This window comes from Shewanella sp. SM23, from assembly GCF_025654295.1.
Classification (GTDB): domain Bacteria; phylum Pseudomonadota; class Gammaproteobacteria; order Enterobacterales; family Shewanellaceae; genus Shewanella; species Shewanella oncorhynchi.
In genome coordinates, this window is record NZ_JAKKRM010000018.1 from 22,911 (window position 1) to 49,703 (window position 26,793).

Sequence of the window (26,793 nt, forward strand, 5' to 3'; positions counted from 1 at the left end):
AAACATGTAATTACAACTGGATAGCATCAATGTCGTAGTTAAAGTTATTATCGATTTCTTGGAGTTCTTTGAGCAAACGATGCTTATCTTTTAACGCTTCGATCTCACGCCATTTACGCTTTTTATTGGAGCCTCGCGAACGATCGGGTCTTTCAACGACTTCATCTAGCGCACAACCATAATCTAAACGATCCATGGCAACCTCCTGTTGTTGTATGTTTTGTCAGCGATTAAATAACATATTTTTAAAACAGGGTGCAAGAATTATGTTTCATTTGTGTTAAGTTGAAATGAACTTTGAGTGATATGTCATTGATGTTATATGCAGAAGTAGAGAGGAGTTAAGCAGAAAAATTTAATAAAAAGAACGGGGTAGAATTAAAAAGCCAGCAATTGCTGGCTTTTTGTTCAATTAGATTTTGCCTTGTCGATAAAGGTTAATCAATGCGTTGCTTGAGGCATCTAAAGCATCGGAATCTTGCTCTGCGCCAATGCGTGCTAACACATCGTTACCGAGATTCTTACCGAGTTCTACACCCCATTGATCGAAGGAGTTGATATCCCAAATAGCACCTTGAACGAAGGTTCTATGTTCATACAAGGCAATTAAAGCGCCTAGGGTACTTGGAGTGAGCTTATCCATAAGTAAGGTATTGCTCGGCTTGTTACCAGGCATGACTTTATGTTGAGCGATCAGCTGCTTCTCTGTGGTGGATAATGCGCTATTAGCAAGTTCGGCTAAAGCTTCATCAAAAGTACGACCTTGCATTAAGGCCTGGGTTTGACCGAAGCAGTTTGACGCTAATTGGTCATGGTGCTCACCGATAGGATTATGGCTTTGCAGCGGCATAATGAAATCGGCAGGGATCAGTGCGGTACCTTGATGTAATAACTGGTGGTAGGCATGTTGGCCATTAGTGCCTTCGCCCCCCCAAATGACGGGACCTGTGCTGTAGTCAACATCAGTACCATTTAAGGTGACTGATTTACCGTTACTTTCCATATCTAGCTGCTGGAAATAAGCGGGTAAACCACGTAGGTAATGATCGTAGGTTAATACGACATGGGACTGAGCATTAAAGAAGTTTCCGTACCATAGGGAGAGTAATCCCATGATAACCGGCATATTCTCAGTCAGTGGTGCTGTGGCGAAGTGCTCATCCATCTGATGCGCACCCGTGAGTAGAGCTCTGAAGTTATCCATACCGATCAAAAGTGCAATGGGCAAGCCAATCGCTGACCAGAGAGAGTAACGGCCACCAACCCAATCCCACATTGGGAAAATATTGTTTGCATCGATACCAAAATCTGTCGCTTTTGCCACGTTTGAAGTGACTGCGACAAAGTGTTTTGCCACATCAGACTGCAAACCGCCTTTCGCTAGGAACCAGTCTCTTGCGGTGAGGGTATTAGTTAAGGTTTCCTGTGTCCCGAAAGATTTGGATGACATGATGAACAAGGTCGTTTCAGGATCCAGTAACTTCAGCTTTTCACTAATAGAAGTCCCGTCGACGTTTGCCACAAAGTGACAATTTAATTCGGGGTTCCAATAAGGGCGCAACGCTTGAGAGACGATTTTGGGGCCTAGGAAAGAGCCGCCAATACCAATACTTACAATATCGGTTATCGCTTTACCTGTGTAACCTTTCCATTGACCTGACGTCACTGAGTTCACAAACCCTTGCATCTTATCTAGAGTTTGTTGAACTTCAGGAACTATGTCTTGACCCTCGGCAATAATCGATTGTTCTGCAGTACTGCGAAGCGCTGTGTGCAGTACGGCGCGCTTCTCTGTGGTGTTAATGATTTCACCTGCAAACATCGCTTTGATTTTTGCTTCAAGTTGGCTATTGCTTGCCAACGCAAATAACAGATCCAGCGTTTCCGCTGTTGCTCTGTTTTTAGAGTAATCGAGTAATAAACCACAGGCTGATAGCGACATTTTATTGAAACGTGCCGCGTCAGTTGCAAACAATTCCCGCATATGCGGAACATTTTTACTGTGTGCTGATAAAGCTTGCCATGTTGAGCTTTGGGTCAAGAGTGTCATTTCACCGTCTCCAGAGTGCTTAGTTCGCGAGCTTAGCCGTGAGCATGACTTCGAGCTTACCTTGGTCTATCGCAAAGTTTCGAATGCCTTCGGCAAGCTTATCAACCGCCATTGGATCTTGGTTAAAGTCCCAACGGAATTGTGCTTCAGTCAATGGGGGTTCTGCAGCGACAGTGGTCGTTGCTGCAACCAGTTTAGGTGTGATGTCAACTTGCGAATTAGCCAGTTCTTCTAATAGAGAAGGGCCAATGGTCAGACGATCGCAACCTGCTAGCTCAATAATTTCACCGATATTACGGAAACTTGCACCCATAACAACAGTGTCAAAACCGTGTTGTTTGTAGTAGTTATAAATTTCAGTCACTGAAATGACACCAGGGTCATTTACGGCATTGTAATCTTTACCCGTATCTTTTTTGTACCAATCAAGTATGCGGCCTACAAAAGGAGAAATGAGATAAGCACCCGCTTCGGCACACGCACGCGCTTGAGCAAAGCTAAATAGTAGGGTTAAGTTGCAGTTGATGCCTTCTTGCTCTAGTTCTTTAGCGGCACAAATGCCTTCCCAAGTTGAAGCAAGTTTGATCAGAATGCGTGATTTATCTACACCCGCTTCTTTATATAGGCGAACCAATTTATGGGCTTTAGCGATTGATTTTTCTTTATCGAATGATAAACGGGCATCAACTTCAGTTGAAATACGGCCTGGAACGAGTTTCAGTATTTCTACGCCGATATTGACCGCTAGTTTGTCGCTGGCATCATCAAGTTGCTGCACGAGATCGGTACTTTGTGATTTTGCCCAGTCGATAGCGTTATCTATAAGGGATTCATATTCAGGAATTTGAGCCGCTTTCAAGATGAGTGATGGATTAGTGGTCGCATCTTCAGGTTGGTAGCGTTTAATCGCTTCGATGTCGCCTGTGTCAGCGACGATAGTGGTATATAACTTGAGTTGCTCTAATGTATTGGCCATGAAAAACATCCTTCTCAGGTAGCAGTTTTAACTCGGAATTCACTGATGACTATTAGAAGCGATTTTGCCAACTTTTCCAACCTTGAATGTAAAAAAATTACAAAAATGACAATTTTATGTCTATTAAGGTATGGCTCGAGCTACGGGCTATCATCTTGGCTGCAATAGAGGGCGTCGCTTGTCCTAGTGTATACCCCACAAAAACAAAAAGTCGCTGCAAGCAGCGACTTTTTTACTTCAGTAAGTACTATTACTTCAGAACAGGTTGTTTTGTTGTGGTAGTCACGATAGCTTCGATGCGACGGTTCGCAGCGTGAGCTTCTTTTGAATCACCAGCAACCAATGGCTGAGTAACACCGTAACCGTTAGAAGTTACGCGGCTTCCGCTGATACCATATTTCTCTATAAGAATCTTGGCAACGGCGTCAGCACGTTTGTCAGACAATTCCATGTTGTATTCTGGTTTACCTACATTTGAGGCGTGACCAGCGATTTCAACAGTGAAAGCTGGGTTTTTGTTCAAATAGTTAGCTAATCTTTCGATGTCTTTGTAGTAAACATTTTTAACTACAGCAGAATCGTTAGCAAACTGGATTGAACCTACGTCTTCTTTGTTCTTCACGTTTTCATAGATAGTACAGCCAACAGAGTCAACTTTGTGAGTTGCTGGTGTTGCTGGACATTGATCTTTGTCGTCGTAAACGCCATCGTTGTCAGAATCAACAGGTGCTGCGGCAACGACTGCAGCGGCAACTGGAGCTACAACAGCAGCAGAACCGAAGCGGTAGCTTAATTCTAAGCCCCAATAGTTGCTATCTGCTTCAACAATATTGTAATCATCGTTTAAGTTTTCATAACGACGATATTTAGCTTGTAATTTTAAGTTGTCAGTGAAGTTGTAACCAACACCAGCACCCATGTATGGAGCAAAGTCATTCGTACTGTATGAACTTGGAGTGCCATTGTTTTGGCTGTTTTCAAGGCTATAGTACATAACACCGGCTTCAGCCGATAGGCTCCAGCGGTTAGCTAGTGGCCAAATACCAACTAGTCCAAGTGTAGAACCTTTAACGCCTGCATCATTACTGATAGTACCATCGATCCAATCTGCATTACCTAAATCACGGAAGCCGATTTCAGCACCGAAGTAATCGTTGAACATATAGCCTGCGAAAACATCCCAAGCGTATGGACTGTCTTCACCGTTCTGAGTGGCAACGTGCTCGTAGTTATTAACGCCTAAACCGGCACCAACATACCAAGGTGTAAGTTCCTGAGATGCGCTGGCTGCGAGTGGAAGCAGAGATGTCAGTAATACTACTTTTAATGTGTTCTTCATCATTTTATTTACGTCCATTGATTATGATTCTCCACCAATATGCTTTGCTGGTTTTGTGCAAAACATTGCTAGCACTTAGTGTGGGGATCCTTTGATATTTTAGCCAGCGGTTAATTATCACTTGGTTTGTTAACTTTTTCCAGTATTAAGATCAACCTTTTAAAGGTTGTCATTCTGTAACTGGTATTTTTAATGCAAAAAAGGCACTCCGAAGAATGCCTTTAAATTACAATCTAATGTTAATTAGATGTTTCTATTAGCGTGTCCATACCCAATTTTCGATTTCCACTGGGTCTACACCATTCGCTTTAATATAGTTGCGGTGGTCAACTAATCTTTGCAGCATATCAGTGGTAATAGAGACGTGCATAGTTTCATCAATAACGCCCTGTTGGAACAGCTTGTAAGCCATATCAATTACAAGGTGATAGCGTGATGTACCGTTACGAACACCCATATCAAATGGCGTTGTTGTTGAACCTTCTTCTTCGTAGCCTTTAATTCTGAAGCGACGGCTGCCTTTGTAATCAAAAATTAACTTTTTGATTGTATTTGGGTAACCATGGTAGTTGAATACCACGCCTTTATCTTGAGTAAATATTTCGTCCATTAACCAAGGTTTTTCTTTAAATTTGCGGCTACCTAAGCCATCACTGCTTAATTCAGTGACACTAACGAAGCGGATTTTCACTCTTGGAAGGAGTTCTCTTATTAATACTAAAGAAGCCATACATTCTTGAGTGACATAATCACCACAACCTGCCAGCACAATATCGGGATTCTCATCTGAGGCAAAATCCCACACCATTACGCCGTCTTTCGTTTGTTTACGCGCTTCTTCCAAGCTTAGCCATTGTGGTAACTCTTTTTTACCTGCAACCAGAATATTGAGTTTGTCACGGTCAGCGAAGGCTCGTTCTGTATAAACCAATGTGCTGTTGGCATCTGCGGGTAAGTAAGCCGAGATTATTTTTGGATGTTTCTCCAGCATAGCCCCAAGGAAAGATGGGTTTTGATGTGAATAGCCATTATGATCTTGGCGCTCAAGTAATGAAGATAATACGACATTACAGGCTGGCAGTGGCTTACGGAAATGTACGCCTTGGCTGGCGTAGACATATTTACAGTACTGATCGGCCATCGATGAGATAACTTGTGAGAATGCTTCGTAGGTGGGTAGCATGCCGTGGCGGCCTGTTACTGTGTATCCATGTAGCATGCCAAAAAGCAAGTTTTCAGAAAGCAGTTCAATGACTCGACCTTCACGGGACATATCTTCATCCCAACTCTCAATTGGCCACTGCCATGCACGATCGGTTTCTTCAAATACAGCTTGTAGTTGATTTGAATAGGTTTCGTCAGGACTAAAAATACGTAGATTACGTTGGTCGCGGTTTAACTTGAATGCATCGCGCATCCATTCGCCCATTTTTAACATTGAATAGCCACGTTGACCACGTGGTACTTCTGGTCCATAGCTGAGTTTTTCAAGATCTGGATTGGATAATGCTCTAACGACTTCTCCGCCATAGGTTAAATGTTGACGGCCACAGGCAAGTTGCTTGGGCGGGATTAATGAACAAATGTCGGCATCAAAAATCAGTTCGCCTTTTTCATTCATTTGATAGAGTTCTTGGAAGTCGTAACTGGCAAGCCAATTATCCAGTGCATCTAAATGGCCCTTATCAGTAGCACATTTATTGACGATTACTTGATGCGATTCGCAGTTACCTTCTAATTTCTTACCTTTATATTCACTGACACCAGTCCAACCTTTGGCTGTGCGCATTAAAATGACTGGCCATTTTGGTTTAACTACATCTTCGCCACTGCGTGCTCGACGTTGAATGTCATTGATCATGGTATAAGCGGTATCCATGGCATTTGTCATCTGCACATAGATATCTTCTTCTAATTCGTTATCAACTATGATGGGGAAATAGCCAAGACCACGGAATTCAAGATCCAGTTCTTCATGGCTCATACGTCCCATGCGGGTAGGACCGGAAATCTTATAGCCGTTAATATGCACAATTGGCAATACTGCACCGCTGGTCGCAGGTGAAACTAAGCGGTTTGCATACCAAGATGCGGCTAATGGTCCCGTTTCTGCTTCGCCGTCACCAATTAAGACGGTTGCGATCAGATCTGGATTATCTAATACTGCCCCCCAGCCTACTGAGAGTGAGTAGCCTAATTCGCCACCTTCAAGAATTTGTCCAGGTGCTTCAGGGTTTGCATGTGAAGGATAACCATAAGCGGCAGAAAACTTCTTACAAATATCTTCGATGCCAGTTTCATTGTAGGGAATAGTTTCTGGGTAGAAATGACTTAAAGAGCCTTCAATGAATAAGTTTGCTTGTACAGCAGGAAAACCATGGCCTGGACCGACTAAATAGATAAAAGAGCGGTTATGCTTCACTATCAAGCGGTTAATGTTGGCATAGACAAAGTTAATACCTGGGCAGGTACCCCAATGGCCAAGTAAACGTGGCTTGATATCAGTATGGGCAAGTGGACGTTTATGTAAGACGTTTTGTTTGAGGTAAATTTGCGAGGTCGCAAGAAAGTTTGTCGCTCTGACATACTTTTTCAGAGCATTGATTTCATGTATTTGTGTCATGTTAAGCCTCACTAAAACAAACAAGAGATGATTGAAGTTTCTATGGGGTTACTATATTTGTAGTTTTATTACAAAAATGTGCCCTACATCCAAATTTTAAAAGTTGTTTTTGCTGTTAAAAATAATAGCGTAACTTCGCCCTTTTGTTAATCTAGCTTTAACAGTAGCTTAGCTAGTGTTGTAAGACGTGATATCAATGCCGTTTAACTGTGCAAACGCGAGCTTGATCACATGAGCAATTTCGAATACTGTGCTATTTTGCTGCGTTGAATTCGGTAGCCGTGATGTTGTAAATTCACGGAAGGATAATTTGAAAAAATAAATCTACCGAAATTCTTACCTTTAACTTGGAAGGATTCATTCACCACAGATGTTGTACCTTTAATTGCAATTAGAGGAGCATTTGCTACGGGAAGAAGTAAAATAATATGTTAGAAACCATAGTTAATTTTTTGAATGCGCTACTTTGGGGTAAGTTGTTAGTATATGGACTAGTAGGAGCTGGTCTCTATTTCACCATTAGACTTGCCTTTATTCAGTTAACCCACTTTAAACATTCCATCAAAGTTATGACCATGAGTCGGCAAGGTTGCGATAGCGGTCTTTCTTCATTTCAAGTCTTTTGTACGAGTATGGCAGCCCGTGTCGGTGCTGGTAATATGGCCGGTGTCGCTGTTGCTATTGGTGCAGCGGGTCCAGGTGCAGTATTTTGGATGTGGCTTATCGCTATTTTAGGTATGGCGACCGCTATGGTTGAATCAACCTTAGCGCAGGTTTATAAAGTCCGAGATCATAATGGCCAGTTCCGCGGAGGTCCTTCCTACTATATGGAAAAAGGATTGGGTCAGAAATGGATGGGCATTTTATTTGCTGTCTTTTTGATCATTGCTTTTGGTTTAGTATTCAATGCAGTACAAGCTAACACTATTACCGGTGCAATGGAGCGAGTATTTGGTTTTAATCCAACCTATGTAGGGATTGGGCTAGTTATTGCCAGTGGATTTGTGATTGTCGGTGGTCTACGTAAAGTCGCGCGAGTATCTGAATTTCTTGTCCCCATTATGGCCTTAGCCTACATTCTTGTAGCCTTCATTATCGTTATTTTCAACCTAGAACAATTACCTGCGATTATTAGCTTAATTGTGAAAAGTGCTTTTGGTTGGCAAGAGGCTGCCGCTGGCGGCGTGGCTTATACTGTCGCGCAGGCAATGCAAGCGGGTATTGCTCGTGGACTTTTCTCGAACGAAGCGGGTATGGGCAGTGCGGCGAATGTCGCGGCAAGTGCATCGCCTAACCCTAATCATCCAGCATCCCAAGGTTTTGTGCAGATGATGGGCGTGTTTGCGGATACTATCGTTATCTGTACTGCAACGGCTGCGATAATCCTGCTATCAGGGGATATTGGTTCGAGTGATGATGGGATTCGATTAACCATTAATGCCATGTCTGCACATGTTGGCGACTGGGGTGGCGCATTTATTGCGGTGGCTATTTTCTTATTCTGCTTTACATCCATCATAGCCAATTACTCATACGCTGAAACAAATGTGATGTACTTAATGGGAAATAGTACCAAAGCACTGCCTTTATTCCGTTTGTGCGTGCTTGGCATGGTCATGTTTGGTGCCGTCGCTAAGATAAGTTTAGTGTGGAACTTGGCTGACGTTTCGATGGGGTTGATGGCGACGGTAAACATTGTTGCTCTATTACTATTATCGGGTCTGGCAATTCGCGTTATCAATGATTATCGCGAACAGATCAACGCGGGTAAGACTCCAGAATTTGATCGTAGTAAATTTCCTGAGTTGATGGATCAGCTTGATGATGATATTTGGCAAGATACCAGTCTTGTGCCGGCTAAAAAGCTTTAATTAGCCTAGCGCATCGACAATAGGCATTACTGATTGTTGTAATCGAAAAGACCACGCTGTTAAAGCGTGGTTTTTTTATGCTCGTTCAGTATCATAGGTATGTATTTTTGTTTCTGTTGGGAGTTTTTGATGTTGATATTGGTTTCGCCGGCGAAGACCTTAGATTTTGAACAGCCGCCACTGACGCAGGTGTATTCACAACCTGATTTTTTAACTTATAGTCAGGAGTTGATCCAAGTATGTCGGCAATTGACCCCTACAGACATCGCCACTTTAATGAAGGTGAGCGATAAAATTGCGGGTTTAAATGCGGCACGTTTTGGGGAGTGGCAGCCTGATTTTAGTTTAGATAATGCAAAACAGGCCATTTTTGCTTTTAGAGGTGATGTGTATACTGGCTTTGATGCTGATACATTGTCTGAAGATGAAATTGCTCGAACTCAGTCACAACTACGTATTTTATCTGGACTTTACGGTTTGCTCAGACCGCTGGATTTAATTATGCCTTATCGTTTAGAAATGGGCACGGCACTTTCTAATCCTAAAGGTAAAAACCTATATGAGTTTTGGGGAGAGACGTTAACTCAAGCGGTAAATGAAACGCTTGCTGAAACGAGTAGTGATATTATTGTCAATCTTGCATCTAATGAATATTTTAAAGCAATAAAGCCTAAAAAACTTCAAGGGCAATTAATTTCACCCATATTTAAAGATTGTAAAAATGGTCAATATAAAGTGATCAGTTTTTTTGCTAAGCGTGCTAGAGGCATGATGGCGAGATATCTCATTACGCATCAAATTAACACTTTAGATGAATTAAAAGCATTTAATGTTGCTGGTTATTATTATAGTGAAGAGCAGAGTTCCCTAACAAATCCAACGTTTTTACGTGAAGAGCAATAGCGAAATATCGATAAGATGTTAATTGATAGAGAACAGCTAATGCTGTTCTCTATATCATTGATGGCCTATTTTTCAGATTGGGTGACTAAAGGCGTTAATGTCACCGTTGAATTTGCCATGATATAAGCAAATTGTGCGTAGGCGGCGACGTTTTGAGCCAATGCGGCAGGGTCGATTTTATCTAAAGTATCATTCGGTGTGTGATGGTAATCGAAATAATCGTGGCCATCTTGCCTCAAAGATGCAACTGGAACACCTAAGGCGGGGAGCATAGACACGTCTGGCCCGCCTGAAGCTTGGTTATTGCCCAGTGCAACGCCATTGAATGACATAGGGCTGAGCGCCTGCTGTACTTCGGTGAATATGTTCTCATTCACTTTAGTATCGATTTGATAAATTCTACCGGCCCCAAAATCAGACTCTGCAGCTATGTAGTGCAGCGGTAATTCCGCTTTATGAGCCTCTGCATACGCTTTACCACCAACGAGCCCAACTTCTTCAGCGGCATATAGCACGACTCTAACAGTGCGAGCGGGTTTTATGGGGAGATCTTGAATGTGCTTGGCTGCAGCCGTCACAATGGCGACACCAGCGCCATCATCAATCGCGCCAGTACCTTCATCCCAGGAATCTAAATGAGCACCAATGAGCACTATTTCATTGGGCTTACTACTGCCCGTTATTTCGGCAATGACATTGTAGGAAGTATTAAAACCTAAGTTTTTTGGCGACATATGCAATTCGAGCAGGGCATTAGGATCGCGTTTTAGCAATGCACCAACCAAATCAGCATCGGGATTTGACATGGCAGCAGCGGGGATCTTAGGCACGCCATCTTGGTAGCGCATGATGCCAGTATGGGCCATGCGGTCATGATCTGTGCCAATAGAGCGGATCACTATAGCAACTGCGCCTTTTTGTGCTGCAGCTATTGCCCCTTTCGAGCGGCCACCAACGCTTTTACCATAACCTTCACCAGTGATATGGCGGCCAGTTTTTTGGTCAATAAAAACAATCTTACCTTGCACCTCTTCAGGCTTGGCTTGTTGTAATGCCTCTAGGCTATCAAAGCGCGCGATTTTAGCTTGTATACCTCCAGCAGGAGTCGCAATACTGCCACCAAGCGCAGTAATGACCAACGGCTGTTCTACAGGGACGGTGATTTTGGCTTTGGCTTCACCGCGCTCCCAAATTGGCACTTGTACGGCTTCTTTATAAACACGGTCAAAACCAAGGCTGGTCAGTTTATTTATCGCCCAGTTAACGGCGAGGATATCCTTTGGACTACCTGCAAGTCTTGGACCCACTTCAACCGTGAGTGATTCGACTAAGTCATAGCTTAATTGCGAAGATAATGCTGCCTGTTGTAATTGAATGACTTCACTAGGGGCAGTTTCTACTTGAGTTTGGCACGCACTTAAACTCCCGATTAAAAGACTCGAGAGAAGTGTAGTTTGATAGGGCTTCATTAGATTTCCTTTATTTTTATTAAGCATGTCCCATTTTTAAAAACAATCTAGCAAAAAGTGTGCTTTATGTCCCGACTATATCCGTAAGGCGACGCTATATTAGCGCAGGGGTTAGTTTTAGGAGAGAAAGTGCGTAATGAATATTGAATTAATGCAGGAGCGAGCCGATCATGCCGTAGTGCTATTAAAGGCACTCGCGAACGAACGCCGTTTATTTATTCTTTGTTATTTATTGAATGAAGGAGAAATGTGCGTTGGCGAAATGAATAAAAAATTAGGCTTAAGTCAATCGGCACTATCACAACACCTTGCTTGGTTACGCAAAGATAATTTAGTAACCACACGCAAAGAAGCGCAAACGGTATTTTATTCACTCAAGAGTGATGAAGTACGGGAGATGATTCACTTATTGAACAACATTTATTGTCATTAATAGTGTTTTTCAGATATAAAAAAACCGGCAATTGCCGGTTTTTTTCATTTGCTATTTTATAGATTAAGCAGCGATTGCTTTGATCTTAGCGTTCAAACGTGCCTTTTGACGAGCGGCTTTATTCTTGTGAATAAGACCTTTAGTCGCCATACGGTCAACGATTGGTTGTGCAACAGCAAAAGCTTCTGTTGCTGTTTTGTGATCGCCTGCTTTAATTGCAGCGATTACTTTTTTAACGTATGTACGTAACATTGAGCGACGGCTGGCGTTATGCTGACGACGCTTTTCAGATTGAAGCGCGCGCTTCTTTGCAGACTTGCTATTAGCCAAGGTGCAACTCCTAAAAACTGGATTTGATACTTTTAAAGGCCGAGGAATATGCCTGCATTTAGTCACTTTGTCAATGACTATGATTGAATATTCATCATAAAGATAAATTAATCCAACCTGCCTTGGCTATCTTCGACCCAACTCGTGTAATATGTGGCGCAATTCTAGCAGCTATTACCGCAGTGTGACAGAGCCTGAATCGATTTTTTGAGATGTATCACCTAATCAATTCGATATGGGTCTGGGGGACGTTTGAGTAGAAAATTATTAAAATCTGGCCTGATTGTTAGTGCTATGACATTGATATCCCGAGTTTTAGGTCTAGTTAGGGATGTGGTTGTTGCTAATTTGATGGGCGCAGGGACAAGTGCTGATGTGTTTTTCTTTGCAAATAAAATTCCTAATTTTTTACGCCGTTTGTTTGCTGAAGGGGCTTTTGCACAGGCGTTTGTACCTGTTTTAACTGAGTACCAAGAGAAACATACCGCAGAAGAGACTCGTGATTTATTGAGTAAAGTTGCGGGCACATTAGGTTTACTAGTGACAATAGTGACCCTTTTGGGGGTGATTGCATCACCTGTGTTGTCAGCTTTATTCGGTGGTGGTTGGTTCATCGCTTGGCTTAACAACGAGCCAGATGGTGCTAAATTTGAACTCGCTACCGTTGTGCTTAAAATTACTTTTCCTTATCTGTGGTTTATCACATTTACGGCATTAGCGGGCTCAATTTTAAATACCCGAGGCCGTTTTGCGGTATCGGCTTTTACACCCGTATTTCTCAATGTGGCAATTATTGCGGCTGCTATTTTCTATGCGCCTACATCGACCCAGCCTGAGATTACCTTGGCTTGGGGCGTTTTTTGTGGTGGTTTGATTCAGTTCCTATTTCAAATTCCCTTTTTATTGCGTGAAAATGCGCTCGTCAAGCCTTCTTGGGGCTGGCATCACCCGGGCGTGGTGAAAATCAGAACTTTGATGATCCCAGCATTGTTTGGCGTGTCTGTCTCACAGATTAACCTGCTATTTGATACATTTATCGCCAGTTTTTTGATGACGGGTTCAATAAGTTGGCTCTATTATGCCGACCGTTTACTCGAATTTCCCTTAGGATTGTTTGGGATCGCGATTGCTACTGTGATTTTACCTGCGCTGTCACGAAACCATGTGAATGACGAAGGTGCGGGCTTTGGCAAGACGATGGATTGGGGGATTAAAGCGATTCTACTGCTAGGTCTACCGGCTATGATGGGATTGATCGTGCTCGCAAAGCCTATGTTGATGGTATTATTTATGCGCGGTGCTTTTTCATTGCATGATGTTGAAATGGCTTCCTATAGTTTGATGGCTTATGGCAGTGGTTTGCTTAGCTTTATGCTGATTAAGGTGCTTGCTCCTGGCTATTACTCTCGTCAAGATACCAAAACACCTGTGCGTTATGGCATTATTGCCATGATCACAAACATGGGCTTTAACTTACTGTTTGCTATTCCTTTTGGGTATGTTGGACTGGCGATTGCGACTTCGATGTCAGCATTACTTAACGCCACATTACTATACCGAGGCTTGCATTTAGCTGGCGTTTATCGTGTTTCTAGGCCGACTATGGTGTTTTTTGCTAAAGCCGTGGTCTCTACAGCCTTGATGGTGGTAGTCTTGTATTACTTTTTGCCTTCACAACAAATTTGGTTAGATTGGCATTTGTTCGATCGTGCGAAAGCCTTGATAGGCTTAATTTTAGTTGGGGCAGTCAGTTACTTATTGTGTCTGCTTTTGCTCGGAATTCGTCCTTGGTCAATTAAACGGGGAGCTTGATTGCTGATTCTCATCGCTAGCTGTTATATAATCAGCCGATTTGCGCTTGGCAGTTGTCTAACGTTATGGAATTAATCCGCGGTATACATAACATTTTGTCATCCCACCACGGGTGTGTATTGACTATAGGTAATTTTGACGGCGTCCATCGTGGTCATGCACAAGTGATTGCGAACTTAGTGCAGAAGGCGAAGCAGTTATCGCTGCCATCGACATTAATGACGTTTGAACCTCAGCCGCAAGAATTGTTTAGCGGCGACAACGCGCCGGCTCGTTTAAGTTTATTACGTGATAAAGTCATTTTACTCGATGAACTCGGGGTTGAGCGGTTAGTGTGTGTTAACTTTAATCGCACTTTTGCTAATCAACCTGCAGAGCATTTTATTGAAGAATTGTTGGTCCGCAAACTGGGTGTCAAATACCTCGTCGTCGGTGATGATTTTTGTTTTGGTCAAGGCCGTAAAGGCAATTTTGAAATGCTAGTGCAGGCGGGTATCCAATATGGATTTACTGTGGTCAGCACTCAAAGTTTTATGCTGGGCTCGCAAAGAGTGAGCTCGACTGCTGTGCGTGAACAATTGGCGAAGGGCAATCTTGAACAGGCGAGACGCCTATTAGGACACCCTTTTACCTTGAGTGGTCGTGTAGCGCATGGGCAAAAAATTGGCCGCACAATTGGTTTCCCCACCGCTAATATCGCCTTAAAGCGCAATGTTGTGCCGGTTCGCGGTGTGTTTGCGGTTAAATGTTATTGGGATAACAGCGATATTTATGAGGGCGTAGCCAATATTGGGTTTCGCCCGACAGTGAACGGTCAAGTGTGTCAGCTTGAGGTGCATCTTTTTGATTTTGAAGGTGACATTTACGGCAAACATGTTGAAGTCGAGTTGGTGGCTAAACTCCGAGATGAGCAACCTTTTGACTCATTGGATGCGCTAAAAAAACAGATTTTAAATGATGCAAATGAAGCCAGAGCTTTATTTGGTAATGATGCAGGCTGAAATTTATCAGTTTAATTAACGGTATAGGATCAATGAGCGACTATAAATTTACTTTGAATTTGCCGGAAACAGAGTTTCCGATGCGTGGTAATTTGGCAAATCGCGAGCCAGAGATGTTAGAGCGCTGGACAAAAGACGGTTTGTATCAACAGATCCGTGATAGCCGAATTGGCCGTACTCCCTTCATTTTGCATGACGGCCCACCGTATGCGAATGGCAGTATTCATATTGGTCACTCAGTTAATAAAATCCTCAAGGACATTATTGTTAAGTCAAAAACCATGTCTGGTTTTGACGCGCCTTATGTACCAGGTTGGGATTGCCATGGTTTGCCTATTGAGCTGAAAGTTGAGCAAAAAGTGGGTAAGCCAGGTCAAAAAATCTCTGCGGCAGAATTCCGTGAAGAATGCCGTAAATACGCTGCAGAGCAAGTTAACGGTCAACGTGAAGACTTTATCCGTTTAGGTGTGCTGGGTGATTGGCAAAATCCGTACTTAACGATGGATTTTTCAACGGAAGCTAATATCGTTCGTTCTTTATCGAAAGTGATTGAGAGTGGTCACTTACATAAAGGCGTCAAACCTGTGCATTGGTGTACCGACTGTGGTTCAGCGTTAGCCGAAGCCGAAGTCGAATATGAAGACAAAACATCACCCGCAATCGATGTGGCGTTTGTCGCCGCTGACAGTAAAGCCGTTGCGGCTAAGTTTGGGGTAAGCGATTACTCACATCCTGTCTCTATGGTAATTTGGACGACCACGCCATGGACGCTACCAGCGAACCGCGCCTTGTCTTTGAGTCCTGAGCTGGATTACAGCTTAGTCGAATTCGAAAAAGACGGTGTGACGCAAGCGCTTATTTTAGCTGAAGTCTTGGTTGAATCTTGCCTGACTCGCTATAACATCGAAAGCCATACTGTGCTTGGTACAACCAAAGGCGCCGCGCTTGAGCTTGTCCGCTTTAATCACCCGTTCTTGGATTTTGATGTGCCTGCAATTTTAGGTGATCACGTCACTACTGATGCGGGTACCGGTATCGTTCATACTGCCCCTGGTCACGGTCAAGACGACTTTGTTGTTGGTCAAAAGTACGGCTTAGAAGTCGCAAACCCTGTTGGCGACAACGGTGTATACAAGCCTGATACTGAGTATTTTGCTGGGCAACATGTTTTTAAAGCTAACGATAACGTCGTAGCTTTGCTGAGAGAAAAAAGTGCCTTGCTGAATCACGTGGCTTACCGTCACAGCTACCCACATTGCTGGCGCCACAAAACACCAATTATATTCCGCGCGACACCGCAGTGGTTCATCTCTATGGATAACCACGGTCTACGTACACAAGCATTGAAAGAAATCGAGCAGACTCAATGGATCCCTGATTGGGGCCAAAGTCGTATCGAAAAAATGGTTGAAAACCGCCCTGACTGGTGTATCTCACGCCAACGTACTTGGGGTGTGCCTATCACGCTGTTTGTGAACCGAGAAACCGAAGAGTTACACCCTGATAGCGTGTCGTTAATGGAACGCGTGGCGAATCGTATCGAACAGCAGGGTATTCAAGCTTGGTGGGACCTTGATGCCGCAGAATTGCTGGGTGATGAAGCGGAACAATACCGTAAAGTCACTGATACTTTGGACGTTTGGTATGACTCTGGCTCAACCTTCTCATCAGTGGTAGCCGCACGTCCTGAATTCCACGGACACGGTGTTGACTTGTATCTTGAAGGTAGCGATCAACATCGCGGTTGGTTTATGTCATCTTTGATGATTTCAACCGCAATGAATGGCAAAGCACCGTATAAGCAAGTGCTTACCCACGGTTTTACCGTCGATGGTAAAGGCCGTAAGATGTCAAAATCTATTGGTAACGTGATTGCACCACAAACGGTAACCAACAAATTAGGCGCCGATATTCTGCGTTTATGGGTTGCGGCAACTGATTACAGCGGTGAGATGACGGTTTCAGACGAAATCTTAAATCGCAGCGCCGATGCCTATCGTCGTATTCGCAACACTGCGCGTTTCTTATTAGCCAACTTAAACGGTTTCGAGCCCGCTAAGGATTTAGTGGCCGTTGAAGATATGGTGGCGTTAGATCGTTGGGTTGTTCGCCGTGCCGCTGCGCTACAACAGGAAATCATCGAAGCCTATGATCAATATAACTTCCATATAGTGACTCAAAAACTGATGCAGTTCTGCTCGGTTGAGTTAGGCAGTTTCTATCTGGACATCATCAAAGATCGCCAATATACGGCTAAGCAAGAAGGCCATGCGCGCCGTAGTTGTCAATCGGCGCTGTATCTGATCTCTGAGGCCATGGTGCGTTGGATTGCGCCAATTCTGAGCTTCACTGCTGACGAAGTATGGCAATTACTGCCTGGCGAGCGTGATGCTTATGTCTTTACCCAAGAATGGTATCAAGGCTTGAAATCAGTCACCTTAGCGACTGATTTAAGCGATGACTATTGGCAGCAGTTACTAACCGTGCGTAATGAAGTCAATAAAGTGATTGAACAAGCTCGTCGTGACAAACGTATCGGTGGCTCATTAGAAGCTGAAGTGACCTTGTTTGCGGATGCTACCTTGACTGAGCAATTAACCCATATCGGCGATGAGCTGAGATTTGTGTTGTTGACCTCTGAAGCCAAAGTATTGCCTTTAGCCGATGCGACATTGGAAGCGGTTGAGACTGAGTTGGCATCACTGAAATTAGTAGTTGCTTCAAGCACTGCCGAGAAGTGTGAGCGTTGTTGGCACCACAGAGAAGAGGTTGGCACTATTGAGGCTCACCCAACACTTTGTATTCGCTGCGTAACCAATATTGAAGGTGACGGCGAAGTTCGTCAGTTTGCGTAAAGGATCTGTATGCCATTAACTTGGAAAGACAGTGGCTTACGTTGGTATTGGGTAGCTGTATTGGTGTTTTTAGCCGATCAGCTATCTAAGCAATGGGTCTTAGCCAATTTTGATTTGTATGAATCAGTGAAATTATTACCTTTCTTTAATTTCACTTATGTACGTAACTATGGTGCAGCTTTTAGTTTTTTAAGTGAAGCCGGAGGTTGGCAGCGCTGGCTGTTTACGATTGTTGCGATTGGATTCAGTACGTTATTGACTGTGTGGTTGCGTAAGCAATCGTCTTCTTTGTGGAAACTGAATCTAGCTTACACCTTAGTGATTGGTGGTGCTTTAGGTAATTTAGTCGATCGATTGATGCATGGTTTCGTGGTTGATTTTATCGATTTCTTCTGGAATAAGAGCCATTATCCAGCATTCAATATTGCCGACGCTGCCATTTGCGTCGGTGCAGTGCTGATTATTTGGGATGCATTTGTAAGCGATAAGTCTGAAGCTGATAGCGCTGAAGGGGTTAAAAAGTGACTGTGACACGTTCATTATTATGCCACATGAACATTGTGCTTGCTGATGGCTCAACTGCCGATAGCACTAAAGCTTCGGGTAAACCGGCTCGATTAAATGTGGGTGATGGTACTTTAAGTCCTGCATTTGAGGCGCAGCTGGTGACGCTTGCTGAAGGTGATAAGCACAGTTTCACGCTTGAAGCGATTGATGCCTTTGGCGAATCCAATCCTGATGCTATCCATTATCTAGATCGAAGCCGTTTTCCGGCTGACATGAGTTTAGAGGCTGGCGTGATTGTGAGTTTTGCTGGCCCTGGTGGTAGTGAGATCCCAGGTATTGTCCGTGATGTTGCGGGTGATTCCATCACAGTCGATCTTAATCATCCTCTGGCAGGACACAAGATCACTTTTGAACTGGACGTAGTAAAGGTATTTTAAGATGAAACTCGATCCTACTAGCCCAAGTTTAAATATTATGCTCGCTAACCCGCGCGGTTTTTGTGCGGGTGTTGATCGTGCTATCAGTATTGTTGAACGGGCGTTGGAATTATTTTCGCCGCCTATCTATGTTCGCCATGAAGTCGTACATAACCGCTATGTCGTGCAGAATCTGAAGGATCGCGGTGCGGTTTTTGTCGAAGAGTTAGATCAAGTGCCGGATAACAACATTGTTATCTTCAGTGCCCATGGTGTATCTCAAGCGGTGAGACAAGAGGCTAAGGCGCGAGGGCTGAGAGTCTTTGATGCGACGTGTCCTTTAGTGACTAAAGTACATCTTCAGGTGACGCGTGCCAGCCGCAAAGGTATTGAGTGCATCCTGATTGGCCATGAAGGGCACCCTGAAGTCGAGGGTACTATGGGGCAATACGATAATCCTAATGGTGGCGTTTATCTGATTGAATCGCCTGCAGATGTTGAAGCCTTGGAAGTTCGCGATCCTAATAATCTCTGCTTCGTGACACAAACTACTTTGTCTGTAGATGATACTTTGGACATTATTGTTGCGTTACAAAAAAGGTTTCCCTCTATAGAAGGTCCGCGAAAAGACGATATTTGTTATGCAACGCAGAATCGTCAAGATGCGGTACGCAATTTATCTGCAGACGTTGATTTGTTGATTGTTGTTGGCTCAAAAAACAGCTCTAACTCTAATCGTTTACGCGAGCTAGCATTGAAAACAGGAACCCTGTCTTATCTGGTGGATACTGCAGATGATGTTGAGTCTAGTTGGTTTGATAATGTTACACGTGTAGCCGTCACCGCAGGAGCTTCAGCCCCCGAGGTCTTAGTCCAACAAGTGGTTCAAGCAATCGCTAAACTTGCCCCTAGTGTTGTGACTGAAGTTGAAGGGCGTAAAGAAGACACTGTTTTTGCTGTGCCAGCCGAATTACGTTAAATCTGTGTACTGTTTAATCGACAATAAAAAAGAGGCTATAAGCCTCTTTTTTATTGTCTCAAATTCATTCAAAGCATAATGATGTCAATGCTTATGTGCTAATGTTACTGGCTACTTACATTTTACTCATCTATTATTAACTGTTGGTATTTTTTATCGTAATACTAAGATTTTTAAAGGTAAATAGCTGAAAAGCTTGTCAAAAATATGACTAAAATCGAAAGGTTGACACAAAGGGAATTTCAACGGGGCTTCTCATTAATTGAAGTGCTTGTTGCGTTAGTGATCTTAGTCATTGGCTTAATTGGTATTTTTAATCTGCATATTGTTGCAAAGCGTGGCAGCTTTGAATCCTTTCAGCAAACTCAAGCCTCCTATTATGCAAACGACATAATTAATCGAATGAAGCTGAATAGAACACAGCTCACTAGTTACAAAGGTCATTATAGCGGTTCTAAATCAGCTATTACACCTGCATCACCTGCGTGTGATGGAGGAACTCTATGCTCCCCCACTCAATTGGTTGCTTGGGATTTATATGAGTGGCGATCAACCTTTTCTGGTGAAGATGAAATTGTAGGTACTCAAAATGTTGGCGGCCTTGATTCTCCCTCTGGATGTATTCAAATCACTAATAATGATGTTTTAGTGGTGATTGTATGGCGTGGAATACGTAAAACAGCAATTGATAGTTCGAAAGTTGTGGATACTTCCGCTAAATGTGGTGCAGATAAGGAAAATCGCCGAATATTTTCCATTAAAACGATGATTATATAAATGAAAATAGCAATTTTTGTTATAGCAAAGAAGAAACTGCAGTCAGGCATGTCACTTGTAGAGTTGATGGTCGCAATGGTTATCGGACTTTTTTTGACTGCCGGTGTTTTTACTATGTTTAGTATGTCTTCATCAAATGTCACCACAACCAGTCAATTTAATCAGTTACAGGAAAATGGGCGTATCGCATTAGCCATAATAGAACGTGATATTAGTCAATTAGGTTTTATGGGGGACATTACAGGTACAGATTTTATTGTTGGAACAAATACAAATGTTGAGGTTGCTGCCTTAACTTCTGATTGTGTTGGAGCTGGCTTAAATAATGCAACTTTACCTGATAATAAACCTGCACATTTTAGACGGCTTTGGGGGTATGGAAACACTGCCACGAGTGAGTATCTCAGTTGTTTGGATTATGATGATGTGAAAGCTAATACTGATGTTTTACAGTTAAAACGTTTCCTAGGTCCAAGTGTATTAAAGGGCGATAACAATGCAATTTATGCCGCATCCAATTCATCACAAGTGGCATTTTTTGTTGGTGAGAACCCTGCCGCAACGATAGAAAACTCTAGGATTTGGGAGTATCAGCACCATGTGTACTTCATTGCAGATGACGCAAGTGGAATACCTATTTTGCGGCGTAAAACTTTAACCAGCACTGGTATGAGTAACGATGAGCAATTGGTTGAAGGCATAGAAAATATTCGATTTTTATATGGGTTTGATAATGATGGGGATAGCACTCCTGATAGTTTCATGCCAGCAGAAGATGTTACATCATTGATGTGGGATAACGAAGGATTCCAACGTTTAGTAGCGATAAAAGCGTTTGTATTAATTAGAACTACTCAAGAAGATAAAAGCTATATAAATGAGGCCACATATCAGTTGGGTGATAAAAATAATGCTAATGGGACTGAACTTGGGCCTTTTAACGATCATTATCGACGCAAGGTGATGTCAGTGACTATTGTTCTCGAAAACCCTGTGTTAATACGTAGCTAATCGGAGTTATTGATGAAAAGGCAAAAAGGGGTAGTGCTGTTTTTCGCATTAATTGTTCTGATCATCATGACTGTCATTGGTGTTGCATTGGCAGTAAACTCAACTCAATCATTACGCATGTCTGGTGCTGGCTCTGAGCGCTTAGAAGCTAAAGCGTTAGCTGACGGGGGGGTTGCAGCATTGTTATTGGAGAAGCCCCAATCTTACTTTGCTAATTTGTCTGATATAGACCCTGATAATCATTATTTGGATCCGAATCCCGATGAACCGTGGCAAGTGGTGCAAGTGGTGACTCCTCTACCTTTTGTTGATGATGGTACAGGTAATTTAGTTGTTCAGCCTAAAAATGTCAGTTGTCAACGCACAGCAAATGCAACAGGCGCAAATTTGGTGAATTGTCGTCGTGTAGAAATTAGCAGCACAACAACATTTGGCCGAGATAATTTGGGCCAATTAACGGTCGTTGCGGGTGTCGAACAGCAAGTGTTGCCTTAATAGGAATGAATATCATGCTAAACAAATGGCTCATAGGAATGTTAACCCTAGTAACCTGCACGGCAGGCGTTACCTTTGCCGATGATACTGAACTTTATTTAGTGGATTCAACGGTGCGCACTGGTAAGCGTCCGCAGGTGTTATTTATTTTTGATAATTCTGGCAGTATGTCAACAGTGGAGGAAAATGCGGTAACCTCTTATTGCTCAGAAGCTGATGAAAAGGCGCTTAAATGTAGTTACCCTGCTGGACTCGAAAAGTATATAAATGACAAAGGTTATTATAAATATATAAATGAGCAGGCAATATATTGGAATTCAGGTGGTATTGATAATACCAATAATATGCCAATTCCTGATGAAGCAAACGAGTCTCGTCGATTCAATAAGCAAAACAATAATTGTAATACAGCTGAAAAATTGTTATCCACCAAAGGCCGTTATACTGGTTATGTAGGAGAGTTTAAAACAAAATCTTGGGTTAATTTGGCTAATAATAATGGGTTTAATAAAAAGCCATATGTTGATTGTTTAGAAGATATTTTAAATAAAGACCCAGCTAATCCTGGTAATGGAACTGTGGGTTATCCTATTGATAATAGTACGATGTATACAAGTGATAATTCAAAGGCGACAAAAAAATTCGCTAGTGGAACACCTGTAACTCTTTATACTGCTCATTATTTAGCTTGGTACCAATGGGCGAAAACTCCAGACGGGCAAATAAGTGGTGGAACAGGAACACGCCTTGATGTTGCTAAATCGGCGTTAATATCTGCCTTGGATGGGTTGGCCGTACCAATTGATGCTGGACTCGCTGTATTTAACCTGAATTACCCTAAAGAGGGGGATTCCGATGGCGGCCGAGTGGTGTATGACTTAGCTCTGATGAATGATGCCAATAAAGCAAGTCTTACAAATTTAATTAATGGTATGCCAGCACAAACTAATACTCCATTGTGTGAAACCTTATATGAGGCTTACCAATATTTCAGTGGTGGTCCCGTCACGTTTGGTAATAAAGATACTAAAAATAATACGCTTAATTATACCGCAAATAAGCCGCCTGGTATTTTGATGAGTGGTAGCTACACCACACCATTTAAAAAGTGTCCCGATACCGCTTATGTGATATATATAACCGATGGCGCACCAACGGTTGATAAATCTGCTGATAAATTGATTTCTGGATTAACTGCAAGTGCGGCTAACAAAGAAGCTGATTATAGTATTTTTAATTTTAAAGACTCAAAGAATGAAAACGACACCAGTTACATGCCAGCTTTAGCAGCCTATATGTATAATAATGATATTGTCATTGGAAACAAAGATTCTTTAGGTGTTGATAATAAACAAAATCTACGAGTGTTTACTATCGGGTTTTCCGATGGTGCTGATGCGGCGGCAGATTTGTTGGAAGAAACCGCTTATAGAGGCGGTAATCCTCGCAATAGTAATGGTGTGTCTAAGGGCTATTATGTCGCTAAAAATGGCCTAGATTTAGTGTCGGCATTAGATGACGCCCTAAAATCGATTTTGACGATTGATTCATCATTCACCTCGCCCAGTATTGCCAGTAATAACTTTGATAAAACACAAACCTATAATTCAGCTTATTACGCCATGTTTTTACCTGGTAATGGACCTCGTTGGAGTGGTAACCTCAAAAAATTAAAGGTTAACTCTGCTGGTGAAATCGTGGGGCCTGGTGGAAGTGCTAATGCCATTGATACGAATGGCAATATTTCAATTGATACTTGTACTTATTGGAATACTTGCTCTAATTCTAATGATGGTAATAAAGTGCTTACCGGTGGAGTCTTACCTATATTACAGACTCAACTTAATGACCGCAAAATTTATACCAATAGTGGAGCAAGTTTAATCAGTATTACCTCATCTTCTTTTGTTTCTAATTATTCACAGGCAGATTTGGATTGGTTATATGGCGTTGATGTCGATGATGAAAACAATGATGAAAGTACCTCTGATGCACGTGAAGATATTATGGGGGATCCGCTGCATTCAAAACCCTTAGCGATTAATTTTGGAAGTAAGCCAGTGTATGATGGTGGCAAACTAGTAAGCGAAAATCTTGATGTAAGGATCCTTGTTGGTACTAATCAAGGTTTAGTGCATATGTTCAAAGACTCTGATTCTGGCAGTTCTGATTATTCTATCGGCTCAGTTTCTGAATCTTGGGCATTTATTCCCAATGAACTTTTGGGAAATATTCCAAAATTGAGAGATAATCCTGCTACTGGAGTGCATTCAGTTTATGGTATGGATTTATCACCCGTCGCCTATACGAAAACGAAATCTGGAGGTGAATCTGATGGTGAGATTGATATCGCTTGGGTGTTTTTAGGTATGCGTAGTGGTGGCGCTTCTTACTATGCCTTAGATATTTCAAAGCCAGACTCACCATCCTTTAAATGGTTAATTAATTCCGATACAACTGGATTTGAAGATTTGGGTGAGACTTGGTCTGAGCCTGTAGTCACTACTTTAAATGGAATAACTGACCCCGTGTTAGTTTTTGGTGGTGGTATGGCATCTGCCCAAGGCACAGGGCAAGCCATCTATATTGTAAATGCTAATACTGGGGCTTTTATTGCAAAATTTGCCGATGCAGATATGGGAAGTATAGCGACAAGAGTTGCCGTCTTAGACAGTGATAATGATGGTTATACGGATAGAATTTATGCCAGTGATATAACTGGCAATGTTTGGCGAATGGATTTAGCTGGTACGGATAATACAAAGTGGACTGTATTTAAGTTTGCTGCAATAGCAGGCGCAGCACCTGACAATCGTATGTTTTTTGCTGGCCCAGTAGTGGCTCAAACTGAATTTAATAATGTGCATTCTGATGGTACAACGCTGAGCTATCAGAAAATTCCTTATGATGCAGTGACTATTGGCTCAGGTAATCGGGATAATCCGCTTGGATTAAGTATTAAAGATAAGTTTTATGTTTTCCAAGATCGTAATGTTGTCACGCAAAATTTTGTGATTAAGCCTGCTACCTTAACGTCGACGGATTTGTATGATGTCACCACCTCTGCACCGAGTGGCAATGCAGCTGATATTGCATTTGGAAAACTCAAAGGGTGGTATTACAGTTTTCCCGCAGCAGGGGAAAAGAGTTTATCCGCCTCATTAATTTTTAAAGGTAAAGTACATTTTACCTCATTTGTGCCCCCCACAAACCAAGCTGTAGATTTAGATGCCGGAGTGTGTGGTTTTTCTGGCCAAGGACGACTGTATGTGTTCGACTTGCATAAAGGAACTCGTTCATACAGCCAAGTTTATTATGAGGTAGGTGAGCGGGTACCAGACACTCCTCAAATCGTCATTCCCAAACCTGAAGACGGCAAACCTGCCGATGCCTATATCATTGGCGTGGGTAAAGGCGAGTGTCAAAATGGTGAATGTACCGGCACTATCGGGTTGGGTGGTGGCTTGAATACCAATAAAATTTATTACCATATTAATGAGTGAGATTAGATGAAAAAAATGGTGAAAGGTTTTACCTTGATTGAGTTAATGATAACGGTAGCAATCGTAGCAATATTAGCTGGTATTGCTTACCCTTCGTACATTGACTACATCACAAAAAGTGCTCGTTCAGAAGGCGTGGCAGCAGTAATGCGGGTCGCAAATTTGCAAGAACAGTATTACCTTGATAATCGGAATTTTGCTACTGATATGACCAAGCTGGGATTGGCAGCCAATCCTTTTGTAACGGAAAACGGGCACTATAGCGTTGGATCTGCTGGTACAAACGCCTATACCATCACGGCGACGGCTAAAGGCAGTCAAGCGAGCCGAGATACCACCTGTGCAACTATTACTATGACATCTACGGGTGTAAAAGGCCCGTCAGCGGAGTGTTGGAAATGAGCAGAACTCTTATTGTTTTAGTGTTAGGTATTTTTTCTTGTGTGTCCGTTGCAGCTACGAGTGAGCCAGCACAGGACTATAAATGTCACATTACGGCATCTAAAGGGGATAAAGTGGTTTTTTATCGTTGGAAGGTAAAAGACGTTAACCTGAATATAGCCAGTTTACCAGGCAAGCAGCTAACCGCATCAGATGGTAAAAAGTATTTTATAAAAGATGTCGTTGAATGTGTTTCTCTAAGCCAAGAGTTTACCAGTGACGAGAGTAAGCAACTAGATAAGATTACACTTAGATAAGTATCATTCGTGAAGCTTTAATAAAAAACCTTTTTAAAGGTTTTTTGACTATTTCTAAGATAAGTTCACAGAATGATATAGTTTTTAAGTGCTCTTGGGGTTTGAGCGTTGTTATGATGTTAAATACGGATTTTAGATGTATTTAGTTAATTAATAACACAGCTATCACCATTAGCGCCGTATGAAATTACACCTCCAACATTGACTATAACGCCCTTTGACTCGGCCGCTTTTCCTTCTGGGCAATAATTAAATATCCCTCCAGAAGAAAGACCATCGGGTGAAAAGGTGAGTGAATCGGCAGGGCCTTTAACTTTATCATTAGTATGAAAGCCATCAATTACCCGTAGTTCTTTGTTTCCAGTAGCTATATAGACTCTAACTCCTTTACTCCAGTCTTTGCCAGTTCCACAGGAGGTTGCAGTCGCAAAAGGGCAAACATTGACGGTGGTCCCATAGCTCACCGCCTGATTGCGAGCAAAGGCCATAATGTCATGGATTTTTGTAATATTATTATTTACCCGCATACCTTCGTAGAGAGAGACCAATGACGGTATTCCAATGGTTAATAAAATTGCTGCGACAGCAATTGTGACCATTAACTCAATTAAGGTAAAACCTGCCATTTTTTTTTGCATGGGACTATCCTCACTTATTTACAATAGAGTATAAGCGAGAATGCTGCTGATATCAGTATCGAAGTAGTGCTTTTTTGATCTTATGTTTTTGATATAAAAAAGCTTCC

At 42.5% G+C, this 26,793-nt stretch carries 23 protein-coding genes; 15 read left to right on the forward strand and 8 right to left on the reverse strand.

Features of this window, described 5'->3' with window-relative positions:
* Window positions 1-10: 10 nt before the first annotated feature.
* The 5 genes from L5L98_RS18190 to L5L98_RS18210 form a co-directional block, all read right to left on the reverse strand.
* On the reverse strand, window positions 11-196 hold the full coding sequence (locus L5L98_RS18190; RefSeq protein WP_006080618.1) for a DUF3545 family protein: 186 nt from the start codon (window positions 194-196) through the stop codon (window positions 11-13).
* A gap of 216 nt (window positions 197-412) precedes the next feature.
* Window positions 413-2,050 carry a glucose-6-phosphate isomerase gene (gene pgi / locus L5L98_RS18195; protein ID WP_113941320.1) on the reverse strand — a complete coding sequence of 546 codons (1,638 nt, stop codon included), beginning with the start codon at window positions 2,048-2,050 and terminating at the stop codon, window positions 413-415.
* 19 nt (window positions 2,051-2,069) lie between these two features.
* Window positions 2,070-3,026 carry a transaldolase gene (gene tal, locus L5L98_RS18200; protein WP_028760931.1) on the reverse strand — a complete coding sequence of 319 codons (957 nt, stop codon included), beginning with the start codon at window positions 3,024-3,026 and terminating at the stop codon, window positions 2,070-2,072.
* A gap of 250 nt (window positions 3,027-3,276) precedes the next feature.
* A complete protein-coding gene (locus tag L5L98_RS18205; RefSeq protein ID WP_212601284.1) occupies window positions 3,277-4,383 on the reverse strand; it encodes an OmpA family protein in 1,107 nt (368 codons plus the stop codon).
* Between the two features lie 238 nt (window positions 4,384-4,621).
* Window positions 4,622-6,988: a phosphoketolase family protein gene (locus L5L98_RS18210; protein WP_113941319.1), complete on the reverse strand. Its 2,367-nt coding sequence runs from the start codon at window positions 6,986-6,988 to the stop codon at window positions 4,622-4,624.
* Between the two features lie 428 nt (window positions 6,989-7,416).
* Here L5L98_RS18210 and L5L98_RS18215 point away from each other — a divergent pair, with 428 nt between their 5' ends.
* Window positions 7,417-8,859: an alanine/glycine:cation symporter family protein gene (locus L5L98_RS18215; protein WP_113941318.1), complete on the forward strand. Its 1,443-nt coding sequence runs from the start codon at window positions 7,417-7,419 to the stop codon at window positions 8,857-8,859.
* A gap of 129 nt (window positions 8,860-8,988) precedes the next feature.
* Entirely contained in the window at window positions 8,989-9,762 is a 774-nt protein-coding gene (gene yaaA, locus L5L98_RS18220) for a peroxide stress protein YaaA (RefSeq protein WP_263142724.1), read from the forward strand.
* Between the two features lie 65 nt (window positions 9,763-9,827).
* On the opposite strand, the gene L5L98_RS18225 is transcribed toward yaaA, so the two are convergent.
* Window positions 9,828-11,231 (reverse strand): M28 family metallopeptidase, encoded by a 1,404-nt coding sequence (locus L5L98_RS18225; RefSeq protein WP_263142726.1) that lies wholly within the window; start codon window positions 11,229-11,231, stop codon window positions 9,828-9,830.
* A gap of 136 nt (window positions 11,232-11,367) precedes the next feature.
* On the opposite strand from L5L98_RS18225, the gene L5L98_RS18230 reads away from it, so the two are divergent.
* Entirely contained in the window at window positions 11,368-11,664 is a 297-nt protein-coding gene (locus L5L98_RS18230; protein WP_006084975.1) for an ArsR/SmtB family transcription factor, read from the forward strand.
* A gap of 63 nt (window positions 11,665-11,727) precedes the next feature.
* On the opposite strand, the gene rpsT is transcribed toward L5L98_RS18230, so the two are convergent.
* Window positions 11,728-11,994: a 30S ribosomal protein S20 gene (gene rpsT, locus L5L98_RS18235; protein ID WP_011790375.1), complete on the reverse strand. Its 267-nt coding sequence runs from the start codon at window positions 11,992-11,994 to the stop codon at window positions 11,728-11,730.
* Window positions 11,995-12,246: 252 nt separating this feature from the next.
* On the opposite strand from rpsT, the gene murJ reads away from it, so the two are divergent.
* The 12 genes from murJ (at window position 12,247) to L5L98_RS18295 (ending at window position 26,048) form a co-directional block, all read left to right on the forward strand.
* Window positions 12,247-13,806: a murein biosynthesis integral membrane protein MurJ gene (murJ, locus tag L5L98_RS18240; RefSeq protein ID WP_263142732.1), complete on the forward strand. Its 1,560-nt coding sequence runs from the start codon at window positions 12,247-12,249 to the stop codon at window positions 13,804-13,806.
* A 65-nt stretch (window positions 13,807-13,871) separates the two neighbouring features.
* A complete protein-coding gene (ribF, locus tag L5L98_RS18245) occupies window positions 13,872-14,807 on the forward strand; it encodes a bifunctional riboflavin kinase/FAD synthetase (protein WP_105249940.1) in 936 nt (311 codons plus the stop codon).
* A gap of 32 nt (window positions 14,808-14,839) precedes the next feature.
* Window positions 14,840-17,662 (forward strand): isoleucine--tRNA ligase, encoded by a 2,823-nt coding sequence (gene ileS / locus L5L98_RS18250; protein ID WP_263142733.1) that lies wholly within the window; start codon window positions 14,840-14,842, stop codon window positions 17,660-17,662.
* Window positions 17,663-17,671: 9 nt separating this feature from the next.
* Window positions 17,672-18,187: a signal peptidase II gene (lspA, locus tag L5L98_RS18255; RefSeq protein WP_028760922.1), complete on the forward strand. Its 516-nt coding sequence runs from the start codon at window positions 17,672-17,674 to the stop codon at window positions 18,185-18,187.
* Entirely contained in the window at window positions 18,184-18,606 is a 423-nt protein-coding gene (gene fkpB, locus L5L98_RS18260; RefSeq protein WP_028760921.1) for an FKBP-type peptidyl-prolyl cis-trans isomerase, read from the forward strand. The genes lspA and fkpB overlap by 4 nt, the downstream gene beginning before the upstream one ends.
* Window position 18,607: 1 nt before the next feature.
* Window positions 18,608-19,564 carry a 4-hydroxy-3-methylbut-2-enyl diphosphate reductase gene (gene ispH, locus L5L98_RS18265; RefSeq protein WP_212601289.1) on the forward strand — a complete coding sequence of 319 codons (957 nt, stop codon included), beginning with the start codon at window positions 18,608-18,610 and terminating at the stop codon, window positions 19,562-19,564.
* A gap of 207 nt (window positions 19,565-19,771) precedes the next feature.
* Window positions 19,772-20,341: a type IV pilus modification protein PilV gene (gene pilV / locus L5L98_RS18270; RefSeq protein WP_263142735.1), complete on the forward strand. Its 570-nt coding sequence runs from the start codon at window positions 19,772-19,774 to the stop codon at window positions 20,339-20,341.
* Window positions 20,342-21,352, forward strand: coding sequence for a PilW family protein (locus tag L5L98_RS18275; protein WP_263142736.1), 1,011 nt, complete (start codon window positions 20,342-20,344; stop codon window positions 21,350-21,352). It abuts the gene before it with no gap.
* Window positions 21,353-21,364: 12 nt separating this feature from the next.
* On the forward strand, window positions 21,365-21,847 hold the full coding sequence (locus tag L5L98_RS18280; RefSeq protein ID WP_263142737.1) for a pilus assembly PilX N-terminal domain-containing protein: 483 nt from the start codon (window positions 21,365-21,367) through the stop codon (window positions 21,845-21,847).
* Window positions 21,848-21,861: 14 nt separating this feature from the next.
* The gene (locus L5L98_RS18285) at window positions 21,862-25,350 is read left to right on the forward strand and encodes a pilus assembly protein (RefSeq protein WP_263142783.1); all 3,489 of its coding nucleotides are present in this window, start codon (window positions 21,862-21,864) and stop codon (window positions 25,348-25,350) included.
* A 6-nt stretch (window positions 25,351-25,356) separates the two neighbouring features.
* Window positions 25,357-25,752, forward strand: a complete 396-nt coding sequence (locus tag L5L98_RS18290) for a type IV pilin protein (RefSeq protein ID WP_263142738.1) — start codon at window positions 25,357-25,359, stop codon at window positions 25,750-25,752.
* A complete protein-coding gene (locus L5L98_RS18295) occupies window positions 25,749-26,048 on the forward strand; it encodes a TapY2 family type IVa secretion system protein (RefSeq protein WP_263142740.1) in 300 nt (99 codons plus the stop codon). Before L5L98_RS18290 ends, L5L98_RS18295 begins: the two co-directional genes overlap by 4 nt.
* 146 nt (window positions 26,049-26,194) lie before the next feature.
* Here L5L98_RS18295 and L5L98_RS18300 read toward each other — a convergent pair whose 3' ends face one another.
* A complete protein-coding gene (locus L5L98_RS18300) occupies window positions 26,195-26,686 on the reverse strand; it encodes a GspH/FimT family pseudopilin (RefSeq protein WP_263142742.1) in 492 nt (163 codons plus the stop codon).
* Window positions 26,687-26,793: the final 107 nt, after the last annotated feature.

Bases quoted from the DNA above. Each gene is read 5' to 3' on its own strand.
- L5L98_RS18290 (WP_263142738.1), top strand. From the start codon at position 25,357: ATGAAAAAAATGGTGAAAGGTTTTACCTTGATTGAGTTAATGATAACG.
- pilV (WP_263142735.1), top strand. From the start codon at position 19,772: ATGACTAAAATCGAAAGGTTGACACAAAGGGAATTTCAACGGGGCTTC.
- L5L98_RS18205 (WP_212601284.1), bottom strand. From the start codon at position 4,383: ATGGACGTAAATAAAATGATGAAGAACACATTAAAAGTAGTATTACTG.
- L5L98_RS18230 (WP_006084975.1), top strand. From the start codon at position 11,368: ATGAATATTGAATTAATGCAGGAGCGAGCCGATCATGCCGTAGTGCTA.
- ileS (WP_263142733.1), top strand. From the start codon at position 14,840: ATGAGCGACTATAAATTTACTTTGAATTTGCCGGAAACAGAGTTTCCG.
- L5L98_RS18215 (WP_113941318.1), top strand. From the start codon at position 7,417: ATGTTAGAAACCATAGTTAATTTTTTGAATGCGCTACTTTGGGGTAAG.
- L5L98_RS18300 (WP_263142742.1), bottom strand. From the start codon at position 26,686: ATGCAAAAAAAAATGGCAGGTTTTACCTTAATTGAGTTAATGGTCACA.
- yaaA (WP_263142724.1), top strand. From the start codon at position 8,989: ATGTTGATATTGGTTTCGCCGGCGAAGACCTTAGATTTTGAACAGCCG.
- L5L98_RS18280 (WP_263142737.1), top strand. From the start codon at position 21,365: ATGAAAAGGCAAAAAGGGGTAGTGCTGTTTTTCGCATTAATTGTTCTG.
- ribF (WP_105249940.1), top strand. From the start codon at position 13,872: ATGGAATTAATCCGCGGTATACATAACATTTTGTCATCCCACCACGGG.
- ispH (WP_212601289.1), top strand. From the start codon at position 18,608: ATGAAACTCGATCCTACTAGCCCAAGTTTAAATATTATGCTCGCTAAC.
- L5L98_RS18285 (WP_263142783.1), top strand. From the start codon at position 21,862: ATGCTAAACAAATGGCTCATAGGAATGTTAACCCTAGTAACCTGCACG.
- L5L98_RS18225 (WP_263142726.1), bottom strand. From the start codon at position 11,231: ATGAAGCCCTATCAAACTACACTTCTCTCGAGTCTTTTAATCGGGAGT.
- tal (WP_028760931.1), bottom strand. From the start codon at position 3,026: ATGGCCAATACATTAGAGCAACTCAAGTTATATACCACTATCGTCGCT.
- L5L98_RS18210 (WP_113941319.1), bottom strand. From the start codon at position 6,988: ATGACACAAATACATGAAATCAATGCTCTGAAAAAGTATGTCAGAGCG.
- lspA (WP_028760922.1), top strand. From the start codon at position 17,672: ATGCCATTAACTTGGAAAGACAGTGGCTTACGTTGGTATTGGGTAGCT.
- pgi (WP_113941320.1), bottom strand. From the start codon at position 2,050: ATGACACTCTTGACCCAAAGCTCAACATGGCAAGCTTTATCAGCACAC.
- L5L98_RS18275 (WP_263142736.1), top strand. From the start codon at position 20,342: ATGAAAATAGCAATTTTTGTTATAGCAAAGAAGAAACTGCAGTCAGGC.
- L5L98_RS18190 (WP_006080618.1), bottom strand. From the start codon at position 196: ATGGATCGTTTAGATTATGGTTGTGCGCTAGATGAAGTCGTTGAAAGA.
- L5L98_RS18295 (WP_263142740.1), top strand. From the start codon at position 25,749: ATGAGCAGAACTCTTATTGTTTTAGTGTTAGGTATTTTTTCTTGTGTG.